At 37.9% G+C, this 15,459-nt stretch carries 13 protein-coding genes; 12 read left to right on the top strand and 1 reads right to left on the bottom strand.

The window, feature by feature from the left end; translation table 11 throughout:
• Positions 1-157 precede the first annotated feature (157 nt).
• From murA to bsdcttw_RS16195, 7 genes are all read left to right on the top strand, one after another.
• A complete protein-coding gene (gene murA, locus bsdcttw_RS16225) occupies positions 158-1,414 on the top strand; it encodes a UDP-N-acetylglucosamine 1-carboxyvinyltransferase (RefSeq protein ID WP_185255885.1) in 1,257 nt (418 codons plus the stop codon).
• Between the two features lie 27 nt (positions 1,415-1,441).
• On the top strand, positions 1,442-2,164 hold the full coding sequence (locus tag bsdcttw_RS16220) for a cell division protein FtsQ/DivIB (RefSeq protein WP_185255884.1): 723 nt from the start codon (positions 1,442-1,444) through the stop codon (positions 2,162-2,164).
• Between the two features lie 151 nt (positions 2,165-2,315).
• The gene (gene ftsZ / locus bsdcttw_RS16215; RefSeq protein WP_185255883.1) at positions 2,316-3,518 is read left to right on the top strand and encodes a cell division protein FtsZ; all 1,203 of its coding nucleotides are present in this window, start codon (positions 2,316-2,318) and stop codon (positions 3,516-3,518) included.
• Positions 3,519-3,785: 267 nt separating this feature from the next.
• On the top strand, positions 3,786-4,709 hold the full coding sequence (locus bsdcttw_RS16210; RefSeq protein WP_185255882.1) for a sigma-E processing peptidase SpoIIGA: 924 nt from the start codon (positions 3,786-3,788) through the stop codon (positions 4,707-4,709).
• A gap of 166 nt (positions 4,710-4,875) precedes the next feature.
• The gene (sigE, locus tag bsdcttw_RS16205) at positions 4,876-5,616 is read left to right on the top strand and encodes an RNA polymerase sporulation sigma factor SigE (protein ID WP_185255881.1); all 741 of its coding nucleotides are present in this window, start codon (positions 4,876-4,878) and stop codon (positions 5,614-5,616) included.
• Positions 5,617-5,772: 156 nt separating this feature from the next.
• Positions 5,773-6,552 carry an RNA polymerase sporulation sigma factor SigG gene (sigG, locus tag bsdcttw_RS16200; RefSeq protein ID WP_185255880.1) on the top strand — a complete coding sequence of 260 codons (780 nt, stop codon included), beginning with the start codon at positions 5,773-5,775 and terminating at the stop codon, positions 6,550-6,552.
• Positions 6,553-6,759: 207 nt separating this feature from the next.
• Positions 6,760-7,821: a ComEC/Rec2 family competence protein gene (locus bsdcttw_RS16195; protein WP_185255879.1), complete on the top strand. Its 1,062-nt coding sequence runs from the start codon at positions 6,760-6,762 to the stop codon at positions 7,819-7,821.
• Position 7,822: 1 nt separating this feature from the next.
• Here bsdcttw_RS16195 and bsdcttw_RS16190 read toward each other — a convergent pair whose 3' ends face one another.
• Positions 7,823-8,086, bottom strand: a complete 264-nt coding sequence (locus bsdcttw_RS16190) for a YlmC/YmxH family sporulation protein (RefSeq protein WP_185255878.1) — start codon at positions 8,084-8,086, stop codon at positions 7,823-7,825.
• A gap of 231 nt (positions 8,087-8,317) precedes the next feature.
• On the opposite strand from bsdcttw_RS16190, the gene nrdR reads away from it, so the two are divergent.
• The 5 genes from nrdR (at position 8,318) to codY (ending at position 15,443) form a co-directional block, all read left to right on the top strand.
• On the top strand, positions 8,318-8,776 hold the full coding sequence (gene nrdR, locus bsdcttw_RS16185) for a transcriptional regulator NrdR (protein WP_185255877.1): 459 nt from the start codon (positions 8,318-8,320) through the stop codon (positions 8,774-8,776).
• A gap of 917 nt (positions 8,777-9,693) precedes the next feature.
• A complete protein-coding gene (locus bsdcttw_RS16180) occupies positions 9,694-11,268 on the top strand; it encodes a YifB family Mg chelatase-like AAA ATPase (RefSeq protein WP_185255876.1) in 1,575 nt (524 codons plus the stop codon).
• A gap of 11 nt (positions 11,269-11,279) precedes the next feature.
• Positions 11,280-12,371, top strand: coding sequence for a DNA-processing protein DprA (dprA, locus tag bsdcttw_RS16175; protein WP_185255875.1), 1,092 nt, complete (start codon positions 11,280-11,282; stop codon positions 12,369-12,371).
• A gap of 59 nt (positions 12,372-12,430) precedes the next feature.
• Entirely contained in the window at positions 12,431-14,491 is a 2,061-nt protein-coding gene (gene topA, locus bsdcttw_RS16170) for a type I DNA topoisomerase (protein WP_185259843.1), read from the top strand.
• 181 nt (positions 14,492-14,672) lie between these two features.
• Positions 14,673-15,443: a GTP-sensing pleiotropic transcriptional regulator CodY gene (codY, locus tag bsdcttw_RS16165; RefSeq protein ID WP_185255874.1), complete on the top strand. Its 771-nt coding sequence runs from the start codon at positions 14,673-14,675 to the stop codon at positions 15,441-15,443.
• Positions 15,444-15,459 lie beyond the last annotated feature (16 nt).

Here is a 15,459-nt window from a genome sequence, read left to right as displayed (position 1 = left end):
CAGCTTAACATTGACCAGCGGATTTATATTAAATCTGCCGGTTTTACGAATCTGATGTTTAAAAATTAATCTACAGGTTTATTTTAATCCAAATCTGTAAGGCACAATTTTTTTGAAAATAACATATAGTAATACTATATCAGGTTTGAGGTGCACCATGACATATATTGAGATTATGGGTGGTAAAAAGCTAAGCGGTGAGGTTAACATACAAGGTTCTAAAAATACGGTTTTACCTATTTTAGCAGCGACATTATTAATTAATGGAGTCACGAAGTTAAAACATTGTCCGAAGATACTGGATGTAGAGCACATGATCAAGATACTGATAGAAATCGGCTGTACTGTTACCTGGGAAGGTACCTCTGTTATAGTGGATACCAGAGGGTTAAACACGGAAGTCGTGCCTACAGATTTGGTAAAGAAAATGCGTTCTTCCATCATATTATTGGGAGCACTTCTTGGCAGAAGCCACCGGGCAGTAGTATCGTATCCGGGAGGTTGTACCATAGGAGCCAGACCAATTAATTTTCATCTTGATGCATTTCAGCAAATGAATGTTAGTCTGGAAGAAGAGGACGGGCTGATTACCTGTGTAACTAACGGTATTAAGGGAGCAGACATCTATTTGCCCTCTCCCAGTGTTGGTGCTACGGAAAATGTAATTCTGGCTGGTGTTTTAGGCCATGGAAAGACTAGAATCTTTCAGGCAGCCAGAGAACCGGAAATATTGGAACTATGCAAGTTTTTAAATTCTGCAGGAGCTAAAATCTATGGAGCCGGCACAAGCAGAATCGAAATTGTAGGAGTATCCTCCCTGCATCAGACGGAATATACGGCACCTTCAGATCGCATCGTAGCAGGTACTTATCTGGCAGCCGCCGCCGGTACCGGCGGAGATATTACATTAAAAGGAATAGGCTGCGGAAGTCTCTATGCAGTCATTCAAACATTACGAGAAATTGGATGTCATATACGGTGTCAGCAAGATTCCATTACTCTCCATTCAGATGGCGTTATCAAGGCTGTTCCGGAAATTAAAACGGCTCCATATCCGGGATTTCCAACAGATATGCAGTCGCAGATTATGTCAGTGCTTTTAAAAGCTTCTGGCAGCAGTAAGATTATTGAAGAAATATTTGAAGGCAGATATCAGAATGTACCGGAACAGGCCAGATTCGGTGCGCAGATATGTTTACAAGACAGAGTAGCTTTTATTACTGGTGTTCCTGTTCTAAAAGCATCTGAGGTATCTGCAGGTGAATTAAGGGGGGGAGCAGCACTGGTGATAGCGGGTCTTATGGCAGAGGGAAAAACCATTGTCAAAAATCCTTATCATATACAGAGGGGTTATGAGGATATATGCAGAGATTTAAGAGCTTTGGGAGCGCAGATTGAATATAAAGAAGATTAGAACTTCATAATGAAAGGATAGGAACTCTTGAAAACACGACCGGATAAAAAAAGAAAGATAGTAATACTGTTTGTTCTTTTTATTCTGCTTGGAGGATTCCTGCTTTATTCAACCTGTAGTCTGAAGACGGTAAATATAACCGGCAGTACTCATTACAGTGAGAAAGAGTTAAAGCAGGAATTACTTACAAGTAGGACAGATGGAAATTCCATTTTATTCTATCTGAGGATGAAGTATGGCAGTAAGCAAATAATTCCCTTTGTTGAGGATGTTACTGTTAAGCTCATTAATAGCCATACGGTAAATATTCGTGTATATGAAAAACCGGTTATTGGTTGTATTCAATATATGGGGAGTTATATGTATTTTGACAAAGATGGTATCATGGTAGAAAGCTCAGAAAAGAAACTTAAGGGTGTACCTTTTGTTACAGGTCTTCATTTTAATAGCTTTGTACTCCATGACAAGATTGACACCAGTAAAAAAGAATTATTTCCAGTAATCCTTGAACTTACCAGATTGATTCAGAAATTCAGTCTGAAGGTTGACACAATACAGTTTAATGAGGAGTCAGAAGTATTGATAAAAAGCGGGAAAAATGAAATTCTTTTAGGTAACAGAGATACTTATGATGAGCAAATGGCGCAGCTGGAAACTATACTGCCGAAAGCAGATGGAAAAAGGCTACTTATTGATATGAAGAATTTTGTGGTAGGGCAGGAAAAAATTGTTGCCAAGCCTATCGAATAAAAAGCAAAAAAGGGTTGATTATTTGAGTAATAAAAGATATGATATTTATTAGAATATCTAGCCTTATATTACTAGAACAGTAATATTGTATATGTGAGAGAAATCGTTTATAATTAATATAATTTAGGTGTATAGTGAAGGAGGAAGTACCTTGCTTGAAATAAGAACGAGTGAAGCAGAATCTACTGCAAAAATACTAGTTATCGGAGTAGGAGGTGCAGGAAATAATGCTGTAAATAGAATGATTGAACAAAACATAATAGGCGTGGAATTTATCTGCGTGAACACGGACAAGCAGCACTTAAAAAACTGTAAGGCTCCTCAATGCGTTCAGATTGGAGAAAAGCTTACCAAAGGTCTTGGTGCAGGAGCACAACCGGAAATCGGAGCTCAAGCTGCTGAAGAGAGCAAGGAAGAACTGATAGAAATTATTAAAGGTGCTGATATGGTATTTGTAACCTGTGGTATGGGCGGCGGAACTGGAACCGGTGCAGCGCCTGTAGTAGCTCAGATTGCAAAGGACATGGGTATCCTTACTGTAGGAATTGTAACAAAACCGTTTAAGTTCGAAGCTAAGGCCAGAATGAACAATGCACTTAGTGGTATTGAACGTTTAAAAGAACATGTAGATACATTGATTGTTATACCGAATGATAAGTTGTTAGAAATTGTGGACAGGCGTACTACAATGCCGGATGCTTTAAAGAAAGCAGATGAGGTATTACAACAGGGTGTTCAGGGTATTACAGATTTGATTAATGTTCCAGGACTAATTAATCTGGACTTTGCAGATGTTCAGACAGTTATGAAAGACAAAGGTGTTGCCCATATTGGTATTGGTGTTGGTAAAGGTGATGATAAATGTATTAGTGCAGTGAATCAGGCTATTACCAGTCCCCTTCTTGAAACTACTATACAAGGGGCTTCTCATGTTATCATTAATATCTCCGGAGATATCAGTTTGATTGAAGCAAATGAAGCTGCAACAATGGTTCAGGAGTTAGCAGGTGAAACAGCCAATATTATCTTTGGTGCGATGTATGATGAAACTGCTCCGGATTATGTTACTATAACAGTTATTGCTACCGGTCTTGAAGGAGCGGCAGGTAATGTCAGAGCAGAATCCAAAGGCCCCAGCTTTTTAAAACAGCCGATGGGAAGACCGGAGTATAAATTTGGAAGCCAAAATTCAGTATCTCCCTTTGAAAAAGCTCAGTCTCAGGTTGCTGCTGCAAGCACAACTCCTGTATCACCTTACGGAAGCAATCTTTCCCATCATTCCACAAGAGAGAACAACGATGCGGGAAGTATTAAGATACCTGAATTTCTTCAGAAGAATCGGAATCATAAGTAATATTAAAAGGATGAATACTATAAATCAATAAAAATAACCTGTATTGGGTCTTAAAACCTGGTACAGGTTATTTTTTTGTATATCAATACCCAATAATTTACATATTTGAAGATTTTCTAACAGGAAAACAAATTATATCGTTGAATAGGAGGGGATATTGTAGGTGTAGGTAAATGAAAACTTAAGTATAAATACCAGTTTATGACAAATTTAACGGCATAATAAAGCTATAATAGGATTTATTATAAAGGAAATGAGGGGGTGGAATTGCAGGTAGAAGTCTATGTGGATGTGATTTTTTTAATAAATTTCATCCTGGATTTCGTTCTATTAGTAACAGTAAAAAAAGTATTGAGGTATGTTTGCCCTCTCTTAAGGGTTATGCTGGGAGCGGCTGTTGGAGCCGCTGGTGCCTGCCTGTTTGCAGTGATTCCTGAAATAAATCATATTCTCAGATTTCTTTTAGCCTATCTGCTGCTAAGCTACTTCATGATTTTAACTACCTTTGGAAGAAAAAAACTGAAGGAACAGTTAAGAGCAGTGGTGTTATTATACATATCAACTTATTTTTTAGGAGGACTGCTTAACAGTCTATATTATTATACTGATTTTGGCATATATCTTATGCATAGCACAAACTCAATCTGGTTTTTTATAGCATTTCTAACAGGAATAGCTGGAATGTATGTGTTTATCAGATTCTTAAAAAGACTAAGAGTAAAAGTGTCAGAGCTTTATCAAACAGACCTTATGCTAAACGGTAAGACAGTAAAGGCAGTCGGCTTCCTGGATACGGGTAATTGCTTAAGGGACCCATATTTTGGTAAGCCTGTGATTATAACGGATTATACGGTGATTGAACCCTTATTGACGACTTCACAGAATACTATGTTGCAAAAATTATTGGATGGCTCAAAAGATAGCACAGCTATTAATAATAACACGAGTTCATCTATGGACATTGGCACACTATTCGATATGCAGAGAAAGGAAGATTATCTTCCTATAAGGTTAATTCCTTTTCACTCGGTTGGAAAGGATGGAATGCTGCCTGCCTTCGAGCTGGATAAGATTATTCTGAAGGAAGAAAAGGAAGAAACCGTTCGGGAAAAAGTTCTGATTGCGGTCAGCAAACAGAAGTTATCCGTCTGTAAGGATTATCAAATCATTTTACATAAGGAGATTATGTGAAAACTTAGAACAATTTTTACTTTTATCGCAGGTATTGCATTAATCTTTTGCAGTACATAGTGGTATTAGGTAAAAGTTAAAGCAATTTTCACTTCTTATACGGGCCATATCGCAGACGGGCGGTATGCAAGGGGTATTATGTGATTGAAAGGGAGGAAAGAGATTCATGCTTTTAAAAATAACAATTCCGAATAAGTTTACTTTTCGGTTGATTCCTGACTTTAGGAGTATTTTATTTAATGGGCGCGGTGAGATTCATTATATCGGCGGAGCGGAAGTTCTTCCTGCACCTCTTGATTCCGTTAGGGAGGCCCAGGAAATAGCACGGCTTGGAACAGATGATGATACCGAGGCAAAATCAATATTAGTGGAACATAATCTCAGATTAGTAGTTTACATAGCAAAAAAATTTGACAATACCGGTGTCGGTGTGGAGGATTTAATATCGATAGGAACGATCGGATTAATTAAGGCCATAAACACATATAATCCGGACAAAAACATAAAACTTGCAACTTACGCCTCTAGGTGTATTGAAAATGAAATATTAATGTATCTGAGGAGGAACAATAAAACCAAGCTGGAGGTATCTATTGATGAACCTCTTAATGTGGATTGGGATGGGAATGAGCTTCTCTTGTCCGATATACTTGGGACAGAAGAGGATGTTATCTACCGGAACATTGAAGAGGAAGTTGACAGAAAACTCTTAGGAAAAGCACTTTCAAAATTAAGTGAGCGGGAGAGGATAATTGTCCAGCTAAGGTTTGGAATTAACACAGAGGACGGCAATGAAAGAACACAAAAAGAGGTAGCGGACCTGCTTGGAATTTCTCAATCTTACATATCACGTTTGGAAAAGAAAATTATTAAGCGATTGAAAAAAGAAATGCTCCGGCTAGAATAAGGGAAAGAGGCAGGTTTCGAAAAAAAGGAAATTATTACATCTAAATATATCGTATAAAGATGACCAGAATAGTAAATCATTTACTTATGCAATGAGTGGAAGAAATGTTTACAGCCACTTCGATACATGACGAAAAAATGATTTGGAGGTTTTCATATGGCTCTTTATAAGGTAGAAATATGTGGTGTAAATACATCGAAATTGCCATTACTGAACAATAGTGAAAAGGAAGAATTATTTAAACGCATTTTAGAAGGAGATAAAGAGGCAAGGGAATTGTATATAAAGGGTAATCTGCGTCTTGTACTTAGTATAATTCAAAGATTTTCAGGCAGCAATGAAAATGTTGATGATTTATTTCAAATAGGTTGTATCGGCCTTATGAAAGCAATAGATAACTTCGATATCACCCAGAATGTGAAATTCTCCACCTATGCAGTCCCAATGATTATCGGGGAGATCAGAAGGTATCTAAGGGATAATAATAGCATAAGAGTAAGCCGTTCTTTAAGAGATACAGCCTATAAAGCTATCTACACGAAAGAAGCCCTGCTGAAGAAAAATGACAAAGAGCCAACGGTTGTAGAAATAGCAGCTGAAATCGGAATTTCAAAAGAAGATGTAGTGTATGCATTAGATGCCATTCAGAGCCCGGTATCATTATATGAACCTGTATATTCAGAAGGCGGTGATACTCTCTATATAATGGACCAAGTCAGTGACAAAAAGAATAAAGAAGAGAACTGGGTGGAAGAAATCGCATTAAAAGAAGCTCTTTCTAAGTTGTCCGAGCGGGAAAGAGGGATTATTGAGCTGCGCTTTTATGAGGGTAAGACCCAAATGGAAGTCGCAAAAGAAATCTGTATTTCACAGGCACAGGTATCAAGACTTGAGAAATCTGCTCTTAAGAATATGAAGAATTATTTGAATCAATAACTATGATAATAAGAAGAGGGTGTTTCAGAAGACTATCAGATTATAAGTCTTTTGAATCATCCTCTTGTTGTTATTATACAGGGCAGTTACAACCATAGTTGTAGTATTGCATTTTGGATTGATTTTTAGTAAGCTATAGAGGCACATGTTGGGGAAGAAATTAAAGTAATAATTTTTATAATTTACATAGGAAGAAAAGAGATTCTAATGAAAAATAAAACGAATAATACTAAAAATAGGTATCTTAAATATCTTTTCGTTACGCTGCTTTTTTTATCCGCCTTAAGCGGTTGCTCTTCAAGTATAGGGAATAATACTGCAAAAGACAGTAACTTAAAGGTTATGTATCTGGACGTGGGACAGGGGGACTCTATTTTAATTGAAAGTGGTGAAGATGCTATGCTTATCGATGCCGGGGAAGTTGAAGAAGGGGATAAGGTCGTAAGCATATTAGAGAAAGAACATATAAATGAGCTTAAATACATAATTGGAACGCATCCTCATAGCGACCACATCGGAGGCTTAGAAAAAGTAATTAAAAGCTGCGATACAGATGAGATATTTCTAAGCAATGTTGCATACAGTTCAAAAACATATGATAATTTGTGTAAACTAATAAAAAAGAAAGATATAAAAAAAACTCTGCCCGCTGCCGGTAATACTTATACGCTGGGAGATGCTTCCTTTACTTTTGTCACCCCTCTTGATAAAGATTATGGAGATAATATTAATAACTACTCTTTGGGAATACGACTTATCAATGGTAAGAATTCTTTTCTGTTTACCGGCGACTTGGAAGAAGATGCAGAAAAGGATTTAGTAGCTAGCAAAAGAGAGATTGAAGCGGATGTATTAAAAGTAAATCATCATGGTTCTTCCACCAGCAGCTGTTTGGAATTTCTTAGAGCGGTAGACCCTGTCTATGCAATAATTTCTGTAGGCAAAGGAAATACCTATGGACATCCGGCAGCAGCCACTCTTGCAAACCTTGAAGAGGAGGATATTCAAACCTATCGTACGGATGTGGCAGGAACCATTATAATTACCAGTGACGGTAAAAACTTATCATTTAAAACGGAAGGTAAACAAGAATCAGAGGCAGCAGATAAAAACAATCAAGTAGTGTATATCACAGAGAAAGGTACAAAATACCACAGAGCAGGATGCCAATATTTGAAGGGAAACTACAGGTCTTTATCGCTAAAAAAGGCAAAAGAGGAAGGATATGAGCCTTGTAGTATCTGTAAACCTGACCCTAATATCAAATAAATTATACATATGCAGATTTAATAAGAACTTTTTCCGCATCAATATCAACAAGAATTACATCCGTTCCAATTTGTTTTATACAGTTATAATTAATAACATACTCTGTGTCCCTTCCGATAATACCCCAGATTTTACAGGGGCCGGGGACAATTATATGAGTAATTATACCTGTATTAACATCGAAATCCAAGTCACAGACATAGCCAAGCCGCTCTCCGTCTCTGCAGTTAATAACTTCCTTTTGCCTTAATTCACACAGTCTCATAAGGTAGCCTCCCATGTCTTGATATGCCATTATTAATAAATATATGTAATGGATAAGAATAAAATATCTTGACCGCAGGAATATCTTTCAATATAATCAACTTAAATAGCTAAATAACAAGTAGCGGTTTGAGGGAAAGATAAAGTAATTAGTAGGAAATACATAGTGCATTTTCCTACACAAATTTATGCCGGCGCCTAATATGGCAGTGTTGGCAGTAGGAGGTTAAATATGAGGTGCCCCTTTTGTGGTGACGAAAATACAAGAGTAATTGATTCCAGACCGGCGGAGGACGGAAGTTCCATTCGAAGAAGACGGCAGTGCGATGAATGCTCCAAACGGTTTACTACCTATGAAAAAGTGGAAGCTATTCCTTTGGTAGTAATAAAAAAAGATAACAACAGAGAACCATATGACAGATCTAAAATTGAAGCAGGTGTATTCAGATCCTGTCATAAACGTCCCATATCCGTTGATCAGATGAAATCCTTGGTAGATGAAGTAGAAAATACCATATTTAATAAGGAAGAAAAAGAAATCAAAAGCTCAGCCATTGGTGAAATTTTGATGGATAAACTAAAGGATCTGGATGCGGTGGCTTATGTAAGATTTGCTTCTGTGTACAGGGAATTCAAAGATGTAAATACCTTTATGGATGAACTGAAAAAAATATTGGATTCAAAGCAATAGAGGAAGAAAAATATTGGATTCTAAATAATACAGGATGAGAATTAGGTTGTGGAAGCGGACGAAGAATTAGACTTACTGTTCATGTGTTTTGTTTTCAAGGTTCCTTATTCCACTAGAAACGCCGACAGCTATGACTGGCAGGCAAAACAACTCCAAACTCGCTGGTACTTCTGAGAGAGACGATTATGTATTGTGCTCAGACAGTGGAGTTGTTTTGTCTAGTTATAGTTGCCGGCGTTTAAGTGTCATTAAGAAACCTCTCAAGACAATACACATGAACAGTAAGCCCAATTCTTCTGCGCATTCCAAACATATTTTTATAATTAAACAAATAGTTATAGGATGTAAAAGGATGTTCAAATGATAAGGATGCAAGCAGGTTAACTGTTTTTAACAGATGATATACCTGAGGCAATTGCATATCAATCAGACTTGATAATCTGTCTGAGGGGCAGGTCTTTTTGCCTGCACTGCCAAAGGTAAAGCAGTGAAAACGAAGTTGAGATATGGGATTCTAATAAATATGTTGATCTTGGTCTACTACAATAACCAGATAATTAGGGCTGTGTTCTTTGGGGTTCTATTGAAGGACTCCTAATGATACTTAAAAGGCAGAAATTATGACTAGAGAAAATGATACCATTGTTCGAAGCTCTCATCGCTCCACTATAAAAACAGTCTCAGCGAGTTTGGTATCATTTTCTCTTCCAGGAATAGTTTCTGGCTTTTTAGTGGAATTTGGAGCCCTGAACGAGAAAACCCAAAGAACACAGCCCTAATTATCGTCCATTCCCACAAACTGTCCTTATATCATAATTATATTACAACAATAAGTTTATACTTGTAACCAATCCCAGATTTTGCTATACTACTTATGGATGATGTTCCTTCACATGGAGAGATGTGAAAGGAGCTTAATGTTTAGTAAAGTCTTTAGCGGAGCTGTTCATGGAATTGAGAGCAGGATTGTCACGGTGGAAGCAGATATCAGTGACGGGCTGCCTGTTTTTGATCTGGTAGGGTACCTTGGCTCAGAGGTACGGGAAGCCAGAGAGCGGGTTCGTATTTCTCTGAAGAATTCTGGTTATCGTTTACCGGCCAAACGAATAACCATCAATCTTTCGCCGGCAGATATGCGTAAGGAAGGCACGGCTTTTGACCTGCCCATAGCAGTATCTGTTCTTGTTTCTCTTGGATTTTTAACGGAAGAAAGTCTTGAAAGCACCCTTTTTATCGGAGAACTAAGTTTAAATGGTGAGATAAAGAAAGTTAACGGTGTCCTGCCTATCGTGTATATGGCCTATGAACAGGGCTTTAAAAGGTGTGTCGTTCCGGCTTGCAATGTCAGAGAGGGTGCCGTGGTTCAGGGCATAGAAGTATATGGAGCAGACAGTTTGACGCAACTGGCAGGGTATCTAAACGGAACTCTTCCTATGGAGCCATGTATACTGCGGCAGGAAGAACTTGCACCTGAAAAAGAACCATATGAAGTTGATTTTTCTGATATTTCCGGTCAGAAATTGGCAAAGCGTGCAATTGAAATAGCAGCTTGCGGAATGCATAATATACTTTTAATCGGTCCCCCGGGGTCCGGGAAAACTATGCTTGCAAGAAGGATTCCCACTATTTTACCGGAACTCTCTTTTGAAGAAAGTCTGGAAATATCTAAAATATACAGTGTTTCAGGTCTTCTGAATAATAATCAGTCTTTGATTCGTAACAGACCATTTCGGTCACCACATCACACAATAACCACAACTGCTCTAACGGGCGGCGGTAGATTTCCAATGCCTGGGGAAATTAGTCTTTCTCACCTGGGTGTTTTATTTTTGGATGAGTTTCCGGAATTTAACCGCGGAACGATTGAAATATTAAGGCAGCCTTTGGAAGAGAATGAGATAACCATTACCAGGCTAAACGGAACTTATCGGTATCCGGCTAATCTGATGTTATGTGCCGCCATGAATCCATGTAATTGCGGGTATTACCCTGACAGAAATAAGTGTACTTGTTCTCTGTCACAGGTAAAACATTACTTGGGTAAAATCAGCCGCCCTCTCTTGGACCGGATTGATATCAGTATTGAGGTGCCGCAAACTGATTTTAAAGAACTTAACAAAAGTGCAGGAAGCGTCAATACAGTAGATAAAATATCTGCAGATGAAACTTCAGCAGATGAAACATCTGCTGAGATAAGGGAACGCATCAAAAAGGGAAGACAGATGCAAAAATCGAGATATCAAAAGGAGAATATCCAATTTAATTCTCAGATTACTCCTAAGATGCTCTCTGTCTACTGCAGACTTGGTAAAGAGGAAGAAAGAATAATGGAAGAAGCTTATAAAAGGCTGAATTTAAGTGCCAGGGCTTATCACAGGATATTAAAGGTAGCAAGAACCATAGCTGACCTGGAAGGGGCTGAGGTGGTAAATGTTAATCACTTAAGTGAAGCAATTTGTTACCGCAGCATGGATAAGAAATATTGGGAGTAAAGGAGCAGAATATGACTGAGAAAGAGTATTGGTTTTGGCTGTGTGCTATGACTGAATTGGGACAAAAGAAAAAAGAAGCAATTCTTTCGTTTTTTGTGTCTCCGGAAGCAGCTTTTTGTGAGAAAATGGAAAGTTATTCTAGGATCGAATGTTTAAATGAAAAGGATTTACAAAGGATAGATACAAGCCGAAATAAGAGTAAGATTTCTGAAAGCTATGCTAAACTGGCTGAGAAAAGCATATATTTTGTAACAATAGAGGACGAGGAGTATCCCAGGAAGTTAAAGAATATATATGAACCACCATTGGGTTTATTTTATAAAGGGAGGCTTCCCGCACAAGACCGTATCAATATTGCCGTAGTTGGAGCAAGAAATTGTTCGGATTACGGATTTGATACTGCGAGATTTTTTGCAAAAGAACTAACAATTGCAGGTGCAGGAGTTATAAGTGGCCTTGCGTCAGGCATTGACAGTGCGGCTCATACAGGTGCCATTATTGGAGAGGGAGAGACCTTTGCAGTACTTGGCTGCGGTGTTGATATTTGCTATCCGGTAGAAAATTTCAATCTTTACCTAAAAATTGAAACTAATGGAGGAATTATTTCTGAATACAGTCCCATGACCCAACCAAGGGCTTTTCATTTTCCTATGCGGAACAGAATTATCAGCGGCCTCTCAGATGGGATATTAGTAGTAGAAGCCAGAGAGAAAAGTGGTTCTCTCATTACTGTAGATTATGGGTTGGAGCAAGGAAAAAATATTTATGCTATTCCTGGAAGGCCGGGGGACAAACTTAGTGACGGCTGTAACAATATCCTGAAAATGGGAGCAAAAGTATGTACTAGCCCAGAGGATATCATGGAAGACTATAATAGTCTCTGTAAAAAAATTACTAAAGTCGTGAAAAAAAATGATAATTTACTTGATGCAAATGAAAAAATAGTGTATGCTTGTTTAAGTCGTATCCCAAAACATATAGACGACATAGCAAAGGAGGCTGGTTTTCCAATCGGAACATTGGCTTTCGTGTTATTTCTATTGGAAAGTAAGAATTATATTAAACAAACAAGAGCAAATTATTATGTGACTGATATATTATAGGAAAAGGAGAATGCAATCTCCTTTTATCAAAGCAGGAAATGAGAAATTCAGATAGGGGAGTGCGCATGAATCTAGTTATTGTAGAATCACCGGCAAAGGCGAAAACGATTAAAAAATTTTTAGGTGCAAATTATGAGGTTGTGGCTTCTAACGGGCATGTCAGAGACTTACCCAAAAGCCAGCTTGGCATAGATATAGAGAATGATTTTGAACCCAAGTATATCACTATCAGAGGAAAGGGCGATCTCTTGGCCAAGCTTCGAAAGGAAGTTAAAAAAGCTGATAAAATATATTTGGCAACTGACCCTGACCGTGAAGGAGAAGCCATATCCTGGCATCTTACAAAGACCCTGAAACTGGATGAAAAAGTCAGCAGCCGTATTACTTTTAATGAAATAACTAAGAATGCGGTAAAATCCTCCATTAAGCAGGCAAGAGAAATCGATATAAATTTAGTGGATTCACAGCAGACTCGAAGAATGCTTGACCGTATGGTAGGATACAGTATCAGTCCGCTGTTATGGGCTAAAGTTAAAAGAGGCTTAAGTGCCGGACGTGTTCAATCCGTTGCTCTGCGCATTATCTGTGACAGAGAAGATGAGATTAACGCATTTGTTCCAGAAGAATATTGGACCTTAGAAGGGAACTTTCAGGTAGAAGGTGAGAAAAAGCCGCTGGTAGCAAGGTTTATGCCATCTTCTACAGATAAGAAAAATATTTCTTCTGAAGAAGAAGTAAATAAAATTATGAATGAGCTAAAGAATGCGAAATTCAAAGTCTCTGAAATAAAAAGAGGAGAAAGACAGAAAAAGCCTCCTTTACCCTTTACAACAAGTACCCTACAGCAGGAAGCTGCCAAGACTCTGAATTTTTCTACCTCAAAGACAATGAGACTGGCACAGCAATTATATGAAGGTATAGATGTTAAGGGGCATGGGACTATCGGTCTTATTACCTATTTAAGGACGGATTCCATCCGAATCTCAGAAGAGGCCGATGCCTTTGCGAGAGAATTTATTGAAAAGAACTACGGGGTAAATTATAAGTCTGATACAGAAGAGAAGAAGTCTAACAGCAAGAAAATTCAGGATGCCCATGAAGCTATCCGTCCTACTTACACAGATCTTACACCTGTAATTGTAAAAGAGTCTCTTAGCCGTGATTTATTCCGCTTGTACCAGCTAATATGGAAGAGGTTTGTAGGAAGCAGAATGACACCTGCAAGATATGAGACTATAAATGTGAAGTTAGAAGGAGGAGGTTACAAATTCAGCACCTCCGCTTCAAAGATGGTCTTCGATGGTTATTTAAGTGTTTATTCCGAAGAAGAAGAAAGCGAAAGCAATGCTATGCTTAAGGATATTACCGAAGATTCCAGCGTTAAGCTACTGGACTTCAATCCGGCTCAGCACTTTACACAACCGCTGCCACATTATACGGAAGCTTCTCTTGTTAAGACTCTTGAAGAGCTTGGTATCGGAAGGCCAAGTACCTATTCACCTACCATATCAACCATCCTTGCAAGACGATATATTGTGAAAGAAAATAAGAATCTGTATGTTACGGAAATCGGAGAAGTAGTTAATAAAATAATGAAAGAAGCATTTCCAAGTATAGTAGATGTGAATTTTACAGCGAACTTAGAATCTCTGTTAGATAAAGTTGAGGATGGAAGTGTTACCTGGAAAACAGTAGTACGTAATTTTTACCCGGATCTTGAAGAAGCTGTTAACAATGCAAAAAACAGTCTGGAAGAAATTAAGATCGAGGATGAAAAAACCGATATCATATGCGAAGAATGTGGCAGAAATATGGTTATAAAATATGGACCCCACGGAAAATTTTTAGCCTGCCCTGGATTTCCGGAATGCCGCAATACAAAACCTTACCTTGAGAAAATTGGAGTTTCCTGCCCTTTATGCGGAAAAGAAGTCGTAATCCGAAAGACAAAAAAAGGCCGTAAATACTATGGCTGTGAGAATAATCCGGAATGCGAATTCATGTCATGGCAGAAACCTACAGATAAAAAATGTCCTAAATGCGGGAATGTCCTAATAGAAAAAGGCAATAGTCTGGTTTGTTCCGATGATAAATGTGGCTTTATTGTTGTTAATAAATGAGAAATATAAGAAAAACAGATAAATTTAATTAAAATGTGCGTCAAAAACGAGAAAAAGCTATTGTTTTTATGAAAAAGGTATGATAATATTTATCTATTATAAATGACCGGTATCACTTGTATACTTTTACTGGTTATTTTAAAATCAGGTCAACAAGCGGGGGGTACTGGGAGGTTATAGCATGAGTGTACAATTACTGGATAAGACGAGAAAGATTAATAAGTTGCTGCACAATAACAATTCTCATAAAGTTGTTTTTAACGACATCTGTGAGGTGTTAAGTGAGATTCTGGAGTCCAATATTCTGGTAATCAGCAAAAAAGGCAAAGTTTTGGGGATTAAAAACAGAGAAGATATTGTGGAAATCAAGGAATTAATTAAGGATGCAGTTGGCGGTTATATTGACCAGATGCTGAATGAAAGACTTCTGAATATTCTGTCCACGAAGGAAAATGTCAATTTGTTGACTCTTGGATTTGAATTAGATACAGATATCACCTACCAGGCAATAATTATTCCGATTGATATTGCCGGAGAACGTCTGGGAACATTGTTCCTGTATAAGAGCCAAAAGCCTTATGATTTGGATGATATCATTCTCAGTGAATATGGAACAACAGTAGTAGGTCTTGAAATGATGCGTTCCGTAAATGAAGAAAGTGCAGAGGAAAATCGTAAAGTGCAGATTGTCAAGTCTGCAATTAGTACATTATCTTTTTCAGAACTGGAAGCTATCATTCATATTTTTGAAGAACTGGAAGGAAATGAGGGCATACTGGTTGCAAGTAAGATTGCTGACAGAGTCGGTATCACAAGATCCGTAATCGTAAATGCCTTAAGAAAATTCGAAAGTGCGGGAGTAATTGAATCACGTTCCTCCGGTATGAAAGGAACCTATATTAAGGTGCTGAATGATGTTGTTTTTGATGAATTAAGGAAATTAAATAAATAATTGGATAAAGGATAAC

Source organism: Anaerocolumna chitinilytica (assembly GCF_014218355.1).
GTDB classification, from domain to species: domain Bacteria; phylum Bacillota; class Clostridia; order Lachnospirales; family Lachnospiraceae; genus Anaerocolumna; species Anaerocolumna chitinilytica.
Note: the sequence above shows the minus strand (reverse complement) of the source record. Positions and strands in the feature narration are given on the sequence as shown.

Coding starts and splice junctions, on each gene's coding strand:
- sigG (WP_185255880.1), top strand. CDS start 5,773: ATGGCTCTTTATAAGGTAGAAATATGTGGTGTAAATACATCGAAATTG.
- nrdR (WP_185255877.1), top strand. CDS start 8,318: ATGAGGTGCCCCTTTTGTGGTGACGAAAATACAAGAGTAATTGATTCC.
- bsdcttw_RS16195 (WP_185255879.1), top strand. CDS start 6,760: ATGAAAAATAAAACGAATAATACTAAAAATAGGTATCTTAAATATCTT.
- codY (WP_185255874.1), top strand. CDS start 14,673: ATGAGTGTACAATTACTGGATAAGACGAGAAAGATTAATAAGTTGCTG.
- bsdcttw_RS16180 (WP_185255876.1), top strand. CDS start 9,694: ATGTTTAGTAAAGTCTTTAGCGGAGCTGTTCATGGAATTGAGAGCAGG.
- bsdcttw_RS16190 (WP_185255878.1), bottom strand. CDS start 8,086: ATGAGACTGTGTGAATTAAGGCAAAAGGAAGTTATTAACTGCAGAGAC.
- dprA (WP_185255875.1), top strand. CDS start 11,280: ATGACTGAGAAAGAGTATTGGTTTTGGCTGTGTGCTATGACTGAATTG.
- murA (WP_185255885.1), top strand. CDS start 158: ATGACATATATTGAGATTATGGGTGGTAAAAAGCTAAGCGGTGAGGTT.
- sigE (WP_185255881.1), top strand. CDS start 4,876: ATGCTTTTAAAAATAACAATTCCGAATAAGTTTACTTTTCGGTTGATT.